The following is a 16,136-nucleotide window of genomic DNA, read 5'->3' on the forward strand; positions in this document are numbered from 1 at the left end:
CCCGAGCACACCGAGGGAGTGATCGCGTGCCCCCTTCCCTGACCGACCGGTTCCTCGACAAGGTCGCCCCCGGCCCTCTCGGGTGCTGGGACTGGACGGCTCACATCAAGCCCAACGGGTACGGGCAGTTCAAGGTCGCCGACCGCCCGCAGTACGCGCACCGTGTCGCCTATGAGCTCGTACGGGGGCCGATTCCCCGCGGGCTCGTGATCGACCACCTTTGCCGCCGGCGCCACTGCGTCAACCCTGATCACCTCGAAGTGGTCACCACCCGGACCAACATCAGGCGAGGGATCAGCCCGGCCGCGCGTCGGGCGCGTCAGACGCACTGCGCCCGCGGGCACCGGTTCAACCGCGTGAACACCTACCGCGCCCCGAACGGCACCCGGCACTGCCGGCCGTGCGCGGCACGGCGGGCCCGAGACCGACGGCGGGGGGTGAGCTGTGCCCCTGCCTGACAACGGCGCGCCGTGGCCCCCGCCGGCCCTCGCTCGGCACTACGCCGAGGTGCGGGTCGATGATGCTTGGTACTCCGGCGACCGCGACAAGCTCGCCACCGTCTACCGCGACGCCCCGCGGCGACGCGACGGCCGGCGCCGCTTGTGGGGACGCGACCGGGCCGAGCAGCCCGGGGCCCCCGATCACCCGCTGCACATCCCCCTGCCCGGCGACATCGCCACCGCGAGCGCCGATCTGTTGTTCAGCGAGCCGCCCGAGTTCACCGTCGACGACACCGGCACGCAAAACCGGCTCGACGAGCTCGCCGCGGCCGACGGCATCGCGAACACCCTGCTTGAAGCGGCCGAGGTCGCCGCCGCGCTCGGCGGCGTGTACCTGCGCGTCACGTGGGATCGCTCGCTCGCCAGCCGGCCGCTGCTCACGACCGTGCACCCCGACGCCGCCGTGCCCGAATGGCGCTGGGGGCACCTCGCCGCCGTGACGTTCTGGCGCGAGCTCGCCGCAGACTCGGTCACGGTGTGGCGCCACCTCGAACGGCACTCCCCGGGCCGGATCGAGCACGGGCTCTACCAGGGTTCGGCCGACAGCCTCGGCATACGGGTGCCGCTCACCGAACACCCCGAGGTCGCCGCCCTCGCCGACTCGCTCGGCCCGGACGGCGACGCGATCGAGACCGGTATCGACCTGCTGACCGCCGCCTACTGCCCCAACATCCGACCCCACCGCAAGCACCGCGGCTCGCCGTTCGGACGCAGCGACTACAGCGCTCCCCTGTATGACCTGTTCGACGCCCTCGACACGACATGGACGTCATGGATTCGCGACCTGCGGCTCGCCCGCGCGCGGCTGCTCGTCCCCGACGGGTACCTACGCGACCACGGGCCCGGCCGCGGCGCGAGCTTTGACGACGACCGGGAAATCTGGACCCTTCTCAACATCCCGCCGACCGAGCAGGGCGGCGCCGGCATCACCCTGAATCAGTTCTCGATCAGGGTCGACGAGCACGAGCGCACCTCGGCCGCGATCACCCGGCAAGCCGTGATGAGTGCCGGATACTCGGCGGCGACGTTCGGGCTCGGCGACCAGGGCGCCGCCGTGACCGCGACCGAGATCAAGGCGCGCGAGCGAAAGAGCATGATCACTCGGGGGAAGAAAGTGAGGTACTGGACCCCGCCCGTTGCCGACATCCTGCACGTTCTGCTGCTGCTCGACCGGCAGTTCTTCACGCCGCGCATCGTGCCCGAGCGGCCCCGAGTCGCATTCGGCGACACGATCACGGACGACACGTCCTCGCTCGCTCAAACCCTGGCACTCCTCCAGCAGGCGCAAGCCGTCTCGACCGAGACCAAAGTTCGGATGATCCATCCTGAGTGGGACGAAACAGACGTGCACGCCGAGGTCGCCCGTATCAGCATCGAGTGGGGCACGGCAGTGCCCGACCCCATGCAACTCGGCAGCTTGGATTGAGCTTCAAGCCACATGCCGGCACATCTTTGATTCAACAGGCATCACCAGATCATCTCCAGATTCACGCCAAGCCCATGTAAAGAAGCGGCCGTTCTGCGTCAGCTCCCAACGCTCCACAATGCATCCTTGGCGACTATCGAACTCGCGTTTTCGCAATTGGTAATAGCCGTCCCGAGCCAGCGGGTCAACCGTCACCCTCAGGTTTTCATTGCTTTGATAAAGGTCAATGCGAGGTATTCGAAGGACGGCATGCATTCGCAGCAGAGAGAGTGCATGTTTACCATAACGACCCTGCCTGAAAGCCAATTTTGCCTTGATTACGCGCAGGTCCTGTGTGGTGATGGTCTTCCCGTGCAGCCCGTGATGGTTCTTGCACAACATGATTTGGTTGCCGAACCGGTCATCACGGGTCTTTGCCCAGTCCAAGAGGTGCGCGCGATCCAACGGCATCGTGACGCCGCATCCCGGTATGGCGCAGCCATAGCCGGCCTCTTCGAGAAGTTCCCGTTTCAAGGCGGCGGAGATTGATGGTCGCGACTGCGGCATAGGTCGGATCTTAAGGGAACTGACTGACAGCATCGCCCGGTTCGGCTGCTTGGACGGGGGGATGATGTCGATCCATCCCGGAATGGTCGAGGATCTCTCGGCCGGCGTCCGCGACCTCTACGCGGACGCCGAGCAGCGCCTGCTCGGCATCGTCGCGCGGCAGCTCGCCGAGGGATTCGACGCCCCCGGGTGGGCCGTGGCCAAGCTCGCCGCGATTCAGCCCCTACGCCGCGCGGCGCAGGGTGTCGTCGACGCCCTCGCGACCGCTCTCGACCTTGAAGTGTTCTCGGCAGTGACCGAGGCGTACGACGTTGGGGCGCGCGCCGGCCTCGCCGAGCTCGGCGCCCTCTCGGATGCCGACGCCCGCCGGATCGCCGACAGCACACCCAACACCCGCGCCGTTGACCGCCTCGCCGCCGAGACGATCGAGCTCGTCACCGAGACGCATCGCGGGATTCTCCGCGGCGTCGAAGACGGATACCGGCAAGTCATCAGCGAAGTGACGGCGACCCCACTCCTCGGCATCGACACCCGTCGGCAGGCCACGCAACGCGCCCTCGAACGGTTCGCCGACCGGGGCTTGCGGACGTTCGTCGACAAGGGCGGGCGCGCGTGGCAGATGACGAGCTATGCCGAGATGGCCGTACGGACCGCCGTCGGGCGGGCCGCGGTCGAGGCGCACGGCGACAAGCTGCGCGCCGCCGGCGTCTCGCTCGTGATCGTCTCCAACGCCCCCCACAACTGCGATCTTTGCGACCCGTTCGAGGGCAAGGTGCTTGCGCTCGACGGACCGAGCGGCGCGCGGACGATCGAGGTCGAGCACGCCACGATCGACGACCGCACCGTGCGGGTCCACGTCGCCGGATCTCTCGACGACGCCCGCCGCTCGGGACTGCAACACCCCAACTGCCGCCACTCGACCTCGGCCTACCTCCCCGGTGTCACCCGGGCGCCGGTCGAGCACTCCGAGGACCCCGCCGGCTACGAAGCAACGCAACGACAGAGGGCGATCGAGCGCGCCATCAGAAAGTGGAAAAACCGCAGCGCCACCGCCACGACACCCGAGCCCAAGAAAGCGGCCGAGGCGCGGGTGCGGCAGTGGCAGGGCCGGATGCGCGAGCACCTCGCGCAGCATCCCGAGCTCATCCGCCGACGCGAGCGCGAGCAGCCCGGAGCGAGCAACCTCCCGCCGGAGGGCGGCACCGCGGGCCGCCCCGGTACGCCGAGCGGCCCGGGGGCGGACCCGTTCGAGGCCGCGCGGGTCCGCGCCGGCGACGAGCGCACCCTGCCCGAGATGACCGACGAGCAGCTCGGCGCCGCGCTGCGGCCCGGGGTGCTCGACGAGCGCGACCGCGACCGGATCACCGCCGAGGCGGACCGCCGCGACGAGCAGGCGCTGCTCGACCGTATCCGCCCCGGCGGGCGCATGGTCGACAGCCTCGCCGAGTTCAGCGACGACGAGCTCGCCCGCGTCGCGCTGCACCTCGACGACGACGGTCTGCTGCGCGTCATGGCCGAGGCCGACCGCCGAGACGTCGACGCCGCCATGCCCGGAGTGCGGGCCGACCTGCTAGGGATGTCCGAGCAGGCGCTCGCTACCCGGGCGCGGCACGTGCCCGAGGACCGGCCGGCGATCGGCGCCGAGATCCACCGGCGCCGCCTGCTCGACTCCCTGTTCCCGGGCGGGCGCCTCGCTGGCGACCTCTCCGAGCTCGGCGACGAGCTGCTCGTGTGGGGCATCCGCTACGCCTCGCCGGCGGACGCCGAGCGGATCGCCGGCGAGATCGACCGCCGGCACCCGCCCGCCCCGCCGCCGCCCGCGGCCGGCGCGACGGTCGCCGACACCCTCGCCGCCCGCGACGCCCTCGACGACGCCATACACCCGATCCGCCTCGACGATCCGCCGCCCGCGGACCCCGACGAGTGGGGGCCGTACGGCGCCGACGTCGAGCGCGGCCCGGACGGCACCGAGCACATGTCCTCAACCGAGCGATGGGTGTACGAGCGCGAGCTCGAAGCCCGCTCGGCGCGCGGGGCGTACAGCCGCGCAGAGATACGCGAGATGTACGACGAGCACATCTATGTGCAGTTGCTCGCCGCCGAGGACTACACCCGCGGGAACCTGCTCAACCGCAAGGCCCGGGCCGCAGGGCATAACCCGAGCCTCTTGTTCTCAGGGCCGGCCCACGTTGCGTACGCCCGCGCGAGCGAGGACCTGATCAGGTTTTGGGAAGACGTCTCGCCCCGGATCACCCTCGCCGAGTTCACCGAGCAGGTGACCGGTGTCCGCACCGGCGCCGGCGAGACCGCCCGCCAGTCCGCACACGCCCAGTGGCTCAAGCAGTGAGGGGGTGATCTGTTGGGGTTCCGCGAGCAGGCGCTGCGTGCACGCCGCGAGGGGCTCGCCGCCGCGCGCGCCGGCCGGCCGCCGACCGACGCCCCCCGCTACACCGACCCGCGGCTGACTGCCGCATGGGTCCGTGGCTACGTCGCCGCCGAGCAGGCCGAGCAGTAGCCACCACCGACACCGGGCCGCTTTCGGGCGGCCTTCTTTCATGCCCGCACCACGCCCTCGGAGGGCCGAGCCACCATGCCCGAGCACATCCTCGACGACTCCCTGCCGATCCACCCGCGCACCGGCGAGCGCGCCCTCGGCCGCCGCCGCGACGGCCGCGCAATCTGGCCGATCAAGGGCGGCTCGGGCGAGGGCGGCGACCCCGCCACCCCGCCCGCCCCGACCGGTGACCCCAACCCGGCACCGGCCCCGAGCACTCCGCCGGCCGGCGACCCCGCCGCCGAGCAGCAGCTCGCCGAGGCCACGACCCGAGCCGAGCAGGCCGCGGCCGAGCGCGACGAGCTGCGCGCCGCACTGGACGCCGTGACCCGCGCGCTCAACCCCAACGATCCCGAGTCCGAGAAGGACCCCGCCGCGCTCGCCGCCGCCGTCGCCGAACGCGACCGGCTGCTCGCCGAGAACGCGACCGCGCTCCGCTCCGCGCGCGTCGAGCTCGCCGTCGCCCGCGTCGCCGCCGACACCGGCGCCCGAGGCGACCGCCTGCTGAACTCCCGCGCCTTCCTCGCCTCGGTCGCCGACCTCGACCCCGCCGACGCCGGTTTCGACGCCGCGCTCACGACCGCGATCAAAGCCGCGGTCGACGCCGACCCCGACCTCTACCGCGCCACCCCGACCGGGCCCCCGCGCGGGGGCGGCGAGTTCAACGGCCCGCCCGCCGGCGACCGGCGCGCGACCTCCCTGCACGACGCCGTCGCCGCCCGCCTCGGCAGCAGAACCATCTAGGAGAAACCTTTGCCCACCTCCCTTGCCGAGGCCCGGAACAACGCGGCCGATGACCTCGACGTGAACGTGATCGACGAGTTCCGTAAGAGCTCGGACATCCTCGACCGGATGACGTTCGACAACGTCGTTTCCCCGACCGGCGGCGACACCCTCACGTACGGGTACCGCCGGCTGATCACGCAGCGCGCCGCCGACTTCCGCGCGCTGAACACCGAGTACACCCCCGCCGAGGTCTCGACGCAGCGCTACACCGTCGATCTCGTCCCGCTCGGCGGTAGCTTCCAGATCGACCGCGTGATCGCCCGTATCGGCCCGGCCGCCTCGGGCGCCGTCACGCTGAACATGCAGCAGCTCATCAAGGCATCGCGGGCGCGGTTCGCCGACGCCGTGATCAACGGCGACAAGGCCACCGACGCGAAGGGGTTCGACGGTCTGTCGAAGATCCTCACCGGCAGCTCGACCGAGTACCTGCCGCTGAACAACGGCGTCGCGACCGGTTTCGTCGACTGGACCGGGATCACCGACAAGGGCGCCGCGCTCGCCGCGCAGCGCCACGTCGACGACTGGCTCGCCACCATGGATGACGTCCCGGATGTGATCTACGGCAACCGCAAGACCCTGTCTCTGTTCAAGACCATCGCGGCGTGGACCGATCAGCTCGACAAGACGACCGACGCGTTCGGCCGCCCGGTCACCGCGTACAACGGAATCCCGCTCGTCGACCTCAAGAGCAAGGCCGGCTCGAACACGGACGTAATCGGGCTCGTCACCCGTGACCCGGACGGCGCCGCCGCCGGCGGGAACGTGACCGGCCTCGGCGACCTGTACGCCGTCCGGTACGGGCTCGACGCTTTCCACGGTGCCTCGGTCGGGGGCGGCTCGCCGCTCGTGAACACGTGGCTCCCCGAGTTCGACCGGGCCGGCGCCGTCAAGGTCGGCGAGGTCGAGATGGGCCCGGTCGCTCCGGTGCTCAAGGCCACCCGCGCCGCCGCCGTGTTCCGCAACATCAAGAGCGCGTGAGGGGGCACCACATGACCACCATGCGCATTACGGCCCCGGTCGCCGACTTCACCGGCGAGGGGCCCGGCGGCGTCCCGTTCGTCAACGGCACCGCTACCACCAGCGACCGGGCCGTAATCGGCTACTGCGAGGGGGCCGGCTACACCGTCGAGCCCCTCGACCACGATCCGCCGGGCGATGAGCCCACGGCCGAACCGGACGGCCCGCCAGACGACAAGTCGGCGGGCCGTTCTGCTGCCCGCGGCAAGCCGAGGGGGTGACCGTGTGGCGCGACTGCCCTACGCCACCCCCGAGGCCCTCGCCGCATGGCTCGGCACACCGGCACCACCGGACGCCGAGCGGCTGATCGCGCGGGCCGGCGAGGACATCGACTCGGCGCTGCTCACCGCGATCTATCCAGTGGATGAGGACGGCGACCCGCTCGACTCGACGATCGCCGCCGCGCTTGCCTCGGCGACGTGCGCGCAGGTCGAATACTGGCTCGCCGCCGGCGACGACGGCACCGGGGCGCAGGGTCGATGGGACAGCATCTCGATCGGCCCCGTCTCCCTGTCCGGCCGCGCCGCCTCGACCGCGGGCGCGTCCGGCGTCGAGCTCGCCCCGCGCGCCGCCCGCGCGCTGCGCCGCGCCGGCCTCGAACCGGGGCGGGTGATCCCGTGGTGACCCGCGTCCCGCCCTCCCTGCTCCGCCACCGGATCGGCGTCGAGCCCTACCTCGGCGACGGCGCGTACGGCCCGACGTACGGGCCGCTCGTCGAGCACCCCGCGCTCGTCGGCAAGGCCGTGCGCATGGTGCGCGCCCCCGACGGCCGCGAGGTCACCAGCAGCGCGCAGATCATCGCCGCCCCGGGCCTCGACTGCCCGCCCGGATCGCGCGTCACCCTGCCCGACGGCCGGATCGCCACGGCGATCACGACCGCCTCGCACACCGCCCCGGGTCTACCGGTCCCCGCGTCCACGGAGGTGATGTGCGAATGAGCCCGCAGCGCGCCCGACTCCGTTGGAACGGCGACTCCGTCACCGACGCCATCCGCGAGGCTGCGGCCCGCGGCGTACTGCTCGGCGCCGAGCACGTCCTCGCCGCGAGCAGGCAGCGCGTGCCGATTAACGAGGGCACCCTCGAACGCTCGGGCGCGACCTCGGTCGACGAGCAGCAGCTCGTCGCCGCGGTGTCCTACGACACCCCGTACGCCACCCGCGTCCATGAGGACATGACCGCCCGGCACTCCCCCGGCCGGTCGGCGAAGTACCTCGAAAGCGTGCTGCCCGAGACCGCCGGCGAGGTACAAGCGCTGATCGCCGCGCAGATCCGGCGCGCGCTGCGATGACCTACACCGTCGACCTGCTCGACGGTCTCGCCCGCCTGCTGCACGCCGCCGGCGTCGGCACCTACCGCACCGACGGCCCGTACGCCGCCGGCGAGACCGCGATCACCGTCGCCGCCCTTCCTCCCGCGCCCGACCGCGTCATCTGCCTGTCTGCCTACCCGGTCACCGACTCGTCGGTGCTCACCGACACCACCACCGGGATTCAGGTCCGCACCCGCGCCGGCGCCGACCCGCGCGAGGTCGACGCCCTCGACGACCAGGTGCACGAGCTGCTGCACGCGTCCGGACCGCACCGCTTCGGCGCCATCCCCGTGCAGCTCGTCTTTCGCGTCTCAGCCGCCCCGATCGGCGCCGACTCGGCCGGCCGCTGGGAGCGGTCCGCCAACTACTACGCCCGCGCCCACCGGGCGCACCCCAACCTCGAATAGGAGGCGCCATTGAGCACCCCGACGCCCCCGGCCGAGACCGTAACCGCGCTCGCCCGCCGGTACCGCCTTGAGCTGGATATGGGCACGACGCCCGGTACACCGGTGTGGACGCTGGTCCCCGGAGTCACCGAGTTCACGCCGAAGATCGAACCGACTCAGCAGGAAGTGACCACCTACGACGCCGAGGGGTGGAGCGAGCAGGCCGTGACCATGCTCGCGTGGTCGATCGAGACCACGATCGCGCACCGCGCGCACCCGACGACCGGCGTGTTCAACGCCGCGCAGGAAGCACTCCGGAAGGCGTCCCGGTCGTTCGGCGCCAAGAGTTACGTACGGGTCCGCTACTACGACCGGAACGGCGCCAACGACGCGCAGGAAGGTTCCGCCCTGGTGACGTGGGAGCCCGACGGGGGCGGCCCGGATGAGGTCGACACGATCAAGGTCACGCTTACCGGTTCCGGCCCGCTCGTCGAGATCACTAACCCTGTCGCCGGCGGGGGCACGTTCGCCGCCGCCGAGGCCAAGACGCTCAAGACCGGGGGTGATGCGTAGTGGCGTTCGAGGCACTCGACGAGCTGCTCGACGAGTCGCTCGAACTGCCCGTCGCCGGCCGCCTCTACACCGTGCCCGCCCCGTCTGCCGAGATCGGTCTGCGCACGCAGGCACTGATCAACGCCGCCGCGGTCGCCGCCGACGGCGGACGGGCCGACGAGCAGGTGCTCGGCGACGCCGCCGAGCGCGACCTCTACCGCGACGTACTCGGCCCCGCGCACGATCAGATGATCGCCGACGGCGTGAAGTGGCCGGCGCTCAAGCACTGCGCGATCACCGCCATGGTGTGGATCGCACAGGACAAGCAGGCCGCGGAACGGTACTGGAACGCGGCCGGCGACCCTTCTCGACTGGCCCCGAACCGGGCAGCTCGCCGGAACCGATCGGGTGCGGCGAGCTCGACCCCGAGTCGGGGCTCTACGAGTGGTACGAGGACCCGCCCGGCACCCGCCCGAGGAAAGGGCAAGAAGGACCGCAAGCCTCACTGACGTGGGCGCAGATCCTCGCCGAGTGGCCGCTCGTCGAGGCCGATCTGCACGAGGTCTACGGCATCGACCTAGGCACCCCGGGCCTGCTGCGGGCCCGGTCGTGGCGATGGCTACGCGTGCGCATCCTCGCCCTGCTCTCTGCTGAGTCCCGCCTCGCGCGGGTCCTCACTCCTCCGTCTGATTCCTCCCCTCGGGGAGGTGCGTCCGTGGGGAGGTGAGGCCCCATGGCGCTGTTGGTGGGCGAGCTCGCCGCCACAGTCTCGATCGACGACTCGGGCGCCGCCGCCGGGATGGACCGGGCCCGCGCCGCGGTGCAGTCGGGCGGGGACCGGATCGCCGCCGCAGCCGAGGCCGCGGGCGATGAAGCGGGCGCCGCGCTCGGCGACGGTCTCGCCGAGGGTGCGGCAGATGGGGCCGAGCAGGCGAGCTCGGGTATGGGGACCGCCCTGCGGGGGTTCGCCGCCGCCGCGATCGGGGCCGCGATCGGCGGGGCCCTCATGGGCGGTATCGGGAAGGCGCTCGAACAGAGCAAGATCCCGGGGCAGTTGCAGGCGCAGCTCGGTACGACTGGGCCGGTCGCCGCCGCGTACGGCAAGGTCGCCGGCGATCTCTACGCCGGCGCGATTGTCGAGTCGGTCGAGGAAGGCGCCGACATCGTCAAGGGGATCGCCCGCGGTGGTCTGCTGCCGCCCGATGCCACGCAGGGGCAAGTCAAGCAGCTTGCGACCCAGGTTGCTTCGGCCGCGTCCGTCATGGGCGAGGACGTGTCAAAGGTGTCTCGGGCCGTCGGCACGATGATGAAGACGGGTCTTGCGGACTCGGCGCAGGAAGCCCTCGACGTGCTCGTCAAGGGTTCGCAGAACGGGATCGATGTCGCCGAGGATTTGCTCGATACTTTCTCGGAATATCCGACGGAATTCCGGCAGCTCGGTCTCGACGCTCAGACGTCGATGGGCCTTTTGCAGCAGGGGCTCAAGGGTGGCGCTCGTGACGCTGATGTCGTCGCGGACAGCTTGAAGGAATTCACCCTACAGGCTCAGGGGATGAGCGAGGCCACCGCTACCGCCTATGAGGACCTCGGGTTTTCTGCCGAGTCAATGCAGAAGGTTTTTCAGAAGGGCGGTCCGGAGGCCGCAAAGGCTCTCGATCAAATCCTCGACAAGCTGCGAGGCGTGAAGGACCCTGCGAAGCAGTCGGAAATCGCTCTCGGCCTTTTTGGCACCAAGGCCGAGGACATGCAGAAAGCGATCCACTCGCTTGACCCGTCGAACGCAGTCAAGGCGCTTGGGGATGTCAAGGGCGCCACCGATAAAGCGGGCGACGCGCTGCACGACAATGCGGCGACAAAGATTGAAGCGTTCAAGCGTGGCATTGAGCAGAAGGTCGTTGGGGTCCTCGGGAACTATCTTGTTCCGGGGCTCGAAAAGGCTGCTGACTGGATCGGCGAGGGTGGGCTCGGCGGTGCGTTCCGCGCGTCTGTCGGGTGGATCTCCGAGCACTCGACGGCGCTCTCGATCGCCGCCGGCGTGATCGGCGTGCTGATGCTGCCGACGCTGATCGCGTTGGGTGTCACAGCGTGGACGACGACGACAGCAGTCGTCACCGGTTGGGCGACGCAGACAGCGGCGGGTGTTACGGCCGCGGCCCGGTTCGTCCTGCTCAACGCCGGGATTCTGGCGGGGTGGGTGGCCCAAGGGTTGGGCGCGGGGGCCGCCGCGCTGCGGGTGGTCGGGGCATGGGTGCTCATGGGCACGCAGAGCCTGATACAGGGCGCCCGGATGGCTGCTGCGTGGCTGCTCGCCATGGGGCCGATCGCGCTCGTGATCGCGGCGGTCGTCGGGATCGTCGCGCTCGTCGTCGCCAACTGGGACAAGATCACAGCGGCGACGGCCGCCGCTTGGGATTGGGTATGGGGCAAGCTTAAGGGAATCGGAGAAACGATTCTCCAATTCTTCCTGAATTGGACTCTTGTCGGCCTCATAATCAAGCACTGGGATTCGATCAAGAGTGGAACGGTTCGCGTCTGGAATGCAACCGTCGATTGGGTCCGGGGAATCCCGGGACGCATCGTCGATTTCTTCCTGAACTGGACGCTCGTCGGCTTGATCATCAAGCATTGGGATTCGATCAAGTCGGGAACGCAGCGCAAGGCGGGTGAACTGCTCGCGTTTGTGCGCGGCTTGCCGGGGAGCATCGCGAGCTACTTCGGCAATTTCGGCTCGATGCTGTACGACAAGGGCCGTGATCTGATCATGGGTCTGTGGAACGGCATCAAGGGCATGGGCTCTTGGTTGCGTTCGACGCTTATGTCGTGGGCCAAGGATTTGATTCCGGGCCCGATCGCAAAGGCACTCGGAATTCGTAGCCCGTCGCGTCTCATGCGCGACAAGATCGGTAAGTGGATTCCGGCGGGAATCGTCGAGGGCATTAAGGCTGGCTCACCCGCCGTCGACCGCACCATGCGGCGACTAGTCACGGTGCCCGACGCCCCGCAGCTCGCCCCCGCGGGCGGGCCCGCGTACGGCGCGGGTGCGCAGGGCGGTTGGGGCGGCCCCGCCGTTCACATCGAGAACTGGCACGCCGGCTCGGCGAGCGCGGACGAGACCGCGGTCGCCCTCGCATGGCACGCCAAGGGCAGGGGGTGATCGTTGGCCGCAGGCGACATGATCACCCTTGCCGGGCACGTTCAGTTCGGCGACGATCTGCTGCTCGGGCCGCGCACCGCGTACCGGTGGCGGTCCCTCACCGGGTGGGAGGACTCACCCGGGTTCGCCTCGGGGACCGTCCCGCGGGCGGATGCGCACGGCGCCTACCCGGGCCGGCTTCTCGCCGAGGCGAGGACGATCACCCTCGACGACATCGTGATCAGGACCGAGCCCGGACGGATGAGCGCCGCCGTCCGGGCCCTGTCGTCGGCGACCGCGCTCCGCGACGACGAGCAGGCGCTCGTGATCCGACTCGACGACTCCCCGCCCCTGCTCGCTTGGGCGCGATGCGTTCGCCGTGCCGTGCCCGTCGCCACGGGCGGGTACGCGATCGGCGTCGCGACCGGGGCGGCGTTGCAGTTCGAGGCGAGCGACCCGAGGCGGTACAGCCTGATCGAGCAGGAAGCCGTGACCGCGCTGCCCGCGCCCGAGCCCGGTCTCGACTGGCTCGTGACCCCGGGCCCCGAGCGATTGCTGTACCCGCTCGCGTTCGGGGCCCCGGGAAGTACCGGGACGCTGCGCGCGGTGAACGAAGGGGACGCGCCGGCGCACCCCACGGTGCGCTTCCGGGGGCCGGTCTCGCTGCCCTCGATCACGAACCTGCGCACGGGCGAGGTGGTCGAGTACGACATCGACCTCGCCGGCGACGACGAGCTGCTCGTCGACACCCGCGACGGAACGGTGACCCTGAATGGCACCGCCTCGCGGCTCTACACCGCGACGGCCCGCTCGGCGCCCGAGGCGCTTTTCGTCCTACCCCCGGGATCGACCTCGCTCGCGTTCCGCGCTGCCCCGGGCTCGACCGACCCCCGCGCCTCGGCCTCGATCCGGTGGCGCTCCGCCTACTGGTAAGGAGAGATTCCGTTGACCGTACGGGCCGGATGGCTGCTCCCCGCGGGACAGACCAGAGAAGACACCCGCCTCGCCCCGCTCGGGGTGATGGCGCCCGAAGGCGCCATGACGACCCGCGACGGCGTGATCGCCGGCGGCGACGCACTGAAAGCGACCGGGGTCGGCGCCATGCAGGTGCAGCTCGGCGTCGGCCGCGCCATCGTGCAGGGAACCGACGTACAGGGTGCCTACCCGGTCGCGGTCACGGCACCCGAGACCCTCACGGTCACCGACGGGAACGCTCAGCACGGGCGGATCGACTCGCTCGTGCTGCGGGTGGTCGACGAGCTGTACGACACCGGCACCACGACGACCGCCCGGGTCGAGCTCGTACAGGGCGCGGCGTCGGCAACGCCGAGCCCCCCGCAACTGCCCGCTACGGCCCTGCGGTTGTGGGACATCACCGTTCCGGCCGGAGTGTCGGCGGGCACGGGCGGGATCACGTGGGGCTCGGCGCTCGCCGACCGGCGCCGCTTCACCGCGGCGTACGGCGGCGTGATCCCGCGCGGGTGGGGGCTCTCGTTCACCGGCGCCTACCCGGGCCAGTACCGCGACAACGGGCAGGGGCTCGACCGATGGGACGGGTCGGCGTGGCAGACCCTCGATCCGGTGATCGGGTGGACGGCCCCGGCCCTCGCCGCCGGCTACACCAACGGCGGGAACTCACAGGGGACCTTGCGCTACCGGCGGATCATGCTCGGCGGCGTCCCTCACATGCAGTGGCGCGGCGGATTCTCGTGGACGACGAACGCGGCCCCGCCCCTTGCGGGTCAGCCGCTCGCGGCCCCGCTGCCGGCAGCAGCGCGCCCCGCTCTGCACACTTCGGCGTCGATCGCCGCGGGAGGCGTGCCGGTCAAGATCGACTGCCAGACAAACGGGCATCTCAAGATCATCGGTAACCCGAGCCTGACCACGTGGGCGGCTCTGTCGGGGCTGATCTACCCGCTCGACGGATAGGGGGTGATCCGCGATCACCCCCGCATACCGAGTCGTGCTCTGCGACCTTCGCACCGATCAGGTGCTCGACATCCTGCCCGTGACCGACGTGGCGCTCGACGACTACATCGGCAAGATCGGCAGCGCCTCGGCGACCGTACCCCTGCCGAACCGACAGATCGCCGCCCGTGCCCGCGCCGCCCTCGAACTCGGCCGTACCGCGATGTGGATCGAGCGCGGGCCGGACATCTGGTGGGGCGGCATCCCGTGGACGGCAGCACTCACGAGCGACGCCCGCGGCATGTTGGGTCTGCGGATTCAGGCGGGCGGATGGGCGTCGTACCTCGACCACCGCGCGATCTTCCACACGCAGCAGGCGACCGGTGTCGATCAGTTCGACATCGTGCGCGGCCTGATCGACTACTCCGCGAGTCTGGCCGGCGGCGATATCGGAATCGAGTACGACGCCGAGCAGCTCTCGGGAACGAAGCGTGATCGAACGTTCCGCCGCTTCGACCACCCGCGCATACGTGAGGTGATCGACCAACTCGGAGCGGTCGAGGACGGTTTCGAGTGGCGGATCGCGAGTTTCCGTGACGGGAACGGTCGGCGGGTCAAGCGGCTGCAACTCGGGGCACCCGTGATCCGAACGGGCGAGTCCGAGATCGTGCTCGACCACCCGGGCCCGGTCATGTCCTACGGGTGGCCGATCGACGCGACCGTGCGCGCCAATGTGTGGCAGAGCAGGGGCGCCTCGGACAACAAGAACCAGACCGCCGAGAGCCTGCCCATGATGACCGAGCTACTCGAAGAGACCGCGCAGCTCACCGCTGGGTGGCCGCGGCTCGACGGGACTTCCGACTACTCGACCGTGACCGAGCCCGCCACCCTTGCCGCGCACGCGCGGGCCGACCTCGCCGCCGCGCTCGACCCGCGGCCGATCCCCGAGCTCACTGTCGCACTCGATCGGGTTGCTCTGTCCCCCGCGCTGCTCGGCGCAACCGTCCGCGTACGTATCCGGGACCTGTGGTGGGCCGAAGGGCTCGACCGCCGATACCGGGTCGTCGGTCTCGCGATCAGCCCGCCCCTGCGCGGACGCCCCGAGACCGCCAAGCTCTATGTGGAGGCCGCCTAGTGGCAGCGATCCCGATCGACCTGCTCGACCGCATCCGCGAACTTGAACGGAAGGTGCGCGAGCTCACCGGTCGTGCGCAGATCCGACCGGCCCTGAACGAGATCACCAACGGTCCCGTACGGATCGCCGAGGGGGGTTCGCTCGAAGTCAGGGCGCCGGACGGGACCGGGATTTTCGCGGTGGGGCGGCACTGGGATGGCGCCTACGGCGTCGGCATTCAACGGTCCGACGGAACGCTCGCCTACAGCGTTGGCGGGAGTGGCGAGGGGTCGAACATGACTCGCACGTTCTCACGCGCGGGCGCCGTGATCCTCATGGATGACTACTACTCGAAAGAGTTCCTCGGTCGCCCATGGATGCCGATTCAGCTCTACCCAACCAAGCAGCAGGGGACCGAGGGCACGAGCTATCAGTACGCATGGGTTGGCGGCGCCCCGATACACAACGCCGTCGCGGTCATCACCCTGTCGAGCATCGCCTCGCCCGGAGGGGGACAGGTCCGGATCAACATGCTGCCCGCGGGCGGGGGCGAGGTCGCTCTCGCCGAGTACGACATACCGGCCGGCGGGACGTGGGTGAACAAGACGATCACACAACCGATGCACGGCGTTGGCTTTCAGGATTACGTCGGCTTCAACATCCAACACCGCGTCAAGACCGCTGGCAGCGGCATCGAAACAAGGGTCTTCCACGCCTACACGCGGAACACGTTCACCCCGGAAGAGGTCCCCGACCCGCCGCCGTTTGCAGAGACCGCCGCGCGCGCCGCCGCACCCGAGTTCCGCGGTGCGCCCGCCGCCGAGGCGACACCGACGCCGGCCCCGCCCTCGGCCGCCGAGCCGGGGCTGCACACCATCGACGACTAGGAGGGCCCCGCCCTGCTT

Annotated in this window: 19 protein-coding genes; 18 read left to right on the plus strand and 1 reads right to left on the minus strand. The window is 70.5% G+C overall.

Features of this window, described 5'->3' with window-relative positions; all coding sequences use genetic code 11:
* Positions 1 to 26: 26 nt before the first annotated feature.
* On the plus strand, positions 27 to 458 hold the full coding sequence (locus tag ACFPQ9_RS10740) for an HNH endonuclease signature motif containing protein (RefSeq protein ID WP_380850377.1): 432 nt from the start codon (positions 27 to 29) through the stop codon (positions 456 to 458).
* 49 nt (positions 459 to 507) lie between these two features.
* A complete protein-coding gene (locus ACFPQ9_RS10745; RefSeq protein ID WP_380851017.1) occupies positions 508 to 1,926 on the plus strand; it encodes a phage portal protein in 1,419 nt (472 codons plus the stop codon).
* A gap of 3 nt (positions 1,927 to 1,929) precedes the next feature.
* On the opposite strand, the gene ACFPQ9_RS10750 is transcribed toward ACFPQ9_RS10745, so the two are convergent.
* Positions 1,930 to 2,472 (minus strand): hypothetical protein, encoded by a 543-nt coding sequence (locus ACFPQ9_RS10750; RefSeq protein ID WP_380850380.1) that lies wholly within the window; start codon positions 2,470 to 2,472, stop codon positions 1,930 to 1,932.
* A gap of 82 nt (positions 2,473 to 2,554) precedes the next feature.
* On the opposite strand from ACFPQ9_RS10750, the gene ACFPQ9_RS10755 reads away from it, so the two are divergent.
* The 16 genes from ACFPQ9_RS10755 to ACFPQ9_RS10830 all read left to right on the plus strand — a co-directional run bounded on the left by ACFPQ9_RS10755 (position 2,555) and on the right by ACFPQ9_RS10830 (position 16,118).
* On the plus strand, positions 2,555 to 4,819 hold the full coding sequence (locus ACFPQ9_RS10755; RefSeq protein WP_380850383.1) for a phage minor capsid protein: 2,265 nt from the start codon (positions 2,555 to 2,557) through the stop codon (positions 4,817 to 4,819).
* Positions 4,820 to 4,831: 12 nt separating this feature from the next.
* The gene (locus ACFPQ9_RS10760; RefSeq protein WP_380850386.1) at positions 4,832 to 4,987 is read left to right on the plus strand and encodes a hypothetical protein; all 156 of its coding nucleotides are present in this window, start codon (positions 4,832 to 4,834) and stop codon (positions 4,985 to 4,987) included.
* Between the two features lie 75 nt (positions 4,988 to 5,062).
* Positions 5,063 to 5,770, plus strand: coding sequence for a hypothetical protein (locus ACFPQ9_RS10765; protein ID WP_380850389.1), 708 nt, complete (start codon positions 5,063 to 5,065; stop codon positions 5,768 to 5,770).
* 9 nt (positions 5,771 to 5,779) lie between these two features.
* Positions 5,780 to 6,790 (plus strand): major capsid protein, encoded by a 1,011-nt coding sequence (locus ACFPQ9_RS10770; RefSeq protein WP_380850392.1) that lies wholly within the window; start codon positions 5,780 to 5,782, stop codon positions 6,788 to 6,790.
* A gap of 11 nt (positions 6,791 to 6,801) precedes the next feature.
* Complete coding sequence (locus ACFPQ9_RS10775; RefSeq protein ID WP_380850395.1) at positions 6,802 to 7,050, plus strand: hypothetical protein; 249 nt, start codon at positions 6,802 to 6,804, stop codon at positions 7,048 to 7,050.
* Between the two features lie 4 nt (positions 7,051 to 7,054).
* The gene (locus tag ACFPQ9_RS10780; protein WP_380850398.1) at positions 7,055 to 7,453 is read left to right on the plus strand and encodes a hypothetical protein; all 399 of its coding nucleotides are present in this window, start codon (positions 7,055 to 7,057) and stop codon (positions 7,451 to 7,453) included.
* A complete protein-coding gene (locus ACFPQ9_RS10785; protein WP_380850400.1) occupies positions 7,447 to 7,767 on the plus strand; it encodes a hypothetical protein in 321 nt (106 codons plus the stop codon). The genes ACFPQ9_RS10780 and ACFPQ9_RS10785 overlap by 7 nt, the downstream gene beginning before the upstream one ends.
* Positions 7,764 to 8,117 (plus strand): hypothetical protein, encoded by a 354-nt coding sequence (locus ACFPQ9_RS10790; protein ID WP_380850403.1) that lies wholly within the window; start codon positions 7,764 to 7,766, stop codon positions 8,115 to 8,117. The genes ACFPQ9_RS10785 and ACFPQ9_RS10790 overlap by 4 nt, the downstream gene beginning before the upstream one ends.
* Positions 8,114 to 8,545: a minor capsid protein gene (locus ACFPQ9_RS10795; RefSeq protein WP_380850406.1), complete on the plus strand. Its 432-nt coding sequence runs from the start codon at positions 8,114 to 8,116 to the stop codon at positions 8,543 to 8,545. The genes ACFPQ9_RS10790 and ACFPQ9_RS10795 overlap by 4 nt, the downstream gene beginning before the upstream one ends.
* Positions 8,546 to 8,554: 9 nt before the next feature.
* The gene (locus tag ACFPQ9_RS10800) at positions 8,555 to 9,097 is read left to right on the plus strand and encodes a phage tail tube protein (RefSeq protein ID WP_380850409.1); all 543 of its coding nucleotides are present in this window, start codon (positions 8,555 to 8,557) and stop codon (positions 9,095 to 9,097) included.
* The gene (locus ACFPQ9_RS10805; RefSeq protein WP_380850412.1) at positions 9,097 to 9,585 is read left to right on the plus strand and encodes a DUF7426 family protein; all 489 of its coding nucleotides are present in this window, start codon (positions 9,097 to 9,099) and stop codon (positions 9,583 to 9,585) included. Before ACFPQ9_RS10800 ends, ACFPQ9_RS10805 begins: the two co-directional genes overlap by 1 nt.
* A gap of 224 nt (positions 9,586 to 9,809) precedes the next feature.
* Complete coding sequence (locus ACFPQ9_RS10810) at positions 9,810 to 12,230, plus strand: phage tail tape measure protein (protein ID WP_380850415.1); 2,421 nt, start codon at positions 9,810 to 9,812, stop codon at positions 12,228 to 12,230.
* Between the two features lie 3 nt (positions 12,231 to 12,233).
* Positions 12,234 to 13,142 (plus strand): phage distal tail protein, encoded by a 909-nt coding sequence (locus ACFPQ9_RS10815; RefSeq protein ID WP_380850417.1) that lies wholly within the window; start codon positions 12,234 to 12,236, stop codon positions 13,140 to 13,142.
* A gap of 12 nt (positions 13,143 to 13,154) precedes the next feature.
* Positions 13,155 to 14,138, plus strand: a complete 984-nt coding sequence (locus ACFPQ9_RS10820) for a hypothetical protein (protein WP_380850420.1) — start codon at positions 13,155 to 13,157, stop codon at positions 14,136 to 14,138.
* A gap of 34 nt (positions 14,139 to 14,172) precedes the next feature.
* The gene (locus ACFPQ9_RS10825) at positions 14,173 to 15,252 is read left to right on the plus strand and encodes a hypothetical protein (RefSeq protein ID WP_380850423.1); all 1,080 of its coding nucleotides are present in this window, start codon (positions 14,173 to 14,175) and stop codon (positions 15,250 to 15,252) included.
* Positions 15,252 to 16,118 carry a hypothetical protein gene (locus tag ACFPQ9_RS10830; RefSeq protein WP_380850426.1) on the plus strand — a complete coding sequence of 289 codons (867 nt, stop codon included), beginning with the start codon at positions 15,252 to 15,254 and terminating at the stop codon, positions 16,116 to 16,118. The genes ACFPQ9_RS10825 and ACFPQ9_RS10830 overlap by 1 nt, the downstream gene beginning before the upstream one ends.
* Positions 16,119 to 16,136: the final 18 nt, after the last annotated feature.

It is taken from the genome of Streptomyces coerulescens, assembly GCF_042657965.1.
GTDB lineage: Bacteria > Actinomycetota > Actinomycetes > Streptomycetales > Streptomycetaceae > Streptomyces > Streptomyces coerulescens.

Coding starts and splice junctions, on each gene's coding strand:
- ACFPQ9_RS10775 (WP_380850395.1), top strand. CDS start 6,802: ATGACCACCATGCGCATTACGGCCCCGGTCGCCGACTTCACCGGCGAG.
- ACFPQ9_RS10790 (WP_380850403.1), top strand. CDS start 7,764: ATGAGCCCGCAGCGCGCCCGACTCCGTTGGAACGGCGACTCCGTCACC.
- ACFPQ9_RS10765 (WP_380850389.1), top strand. CDS start 5,063: ATGCCCGAGCACATCCTCGACGACTCCCTGCCGATCCACCCGCGCACC.
- ACFPQ9_RS10795 (WP_380850406.1), top strand. CDS start 8,114: ATGACCTACACCGTCGACCTGCTCGACGGTCTCGCCCGCCTGCTGCAC.
- ACFPQ9_RS10755 (WP_380850383.1), top strand. CDS start 2,555: ATGGTCGAGGATCTCTCGGCCGGCGTCCGCGACCTCTACGCGGACGCC.
- ACFPQ9_RS10810 (WP_380850415.1), top strand. CDS start 9,810: ATGGCGCTGTTGGTGGGCGAGCTCGCCGCCACAGTCTCGATCGACGAC.
- ACFPQ9_RS10750 (WP_380850380.1), bottom strand. CDS start 2,472: ATGCCGCAGTCGCGACCATCAATCTCCGCCGCCTTGAAACGGGAACTT.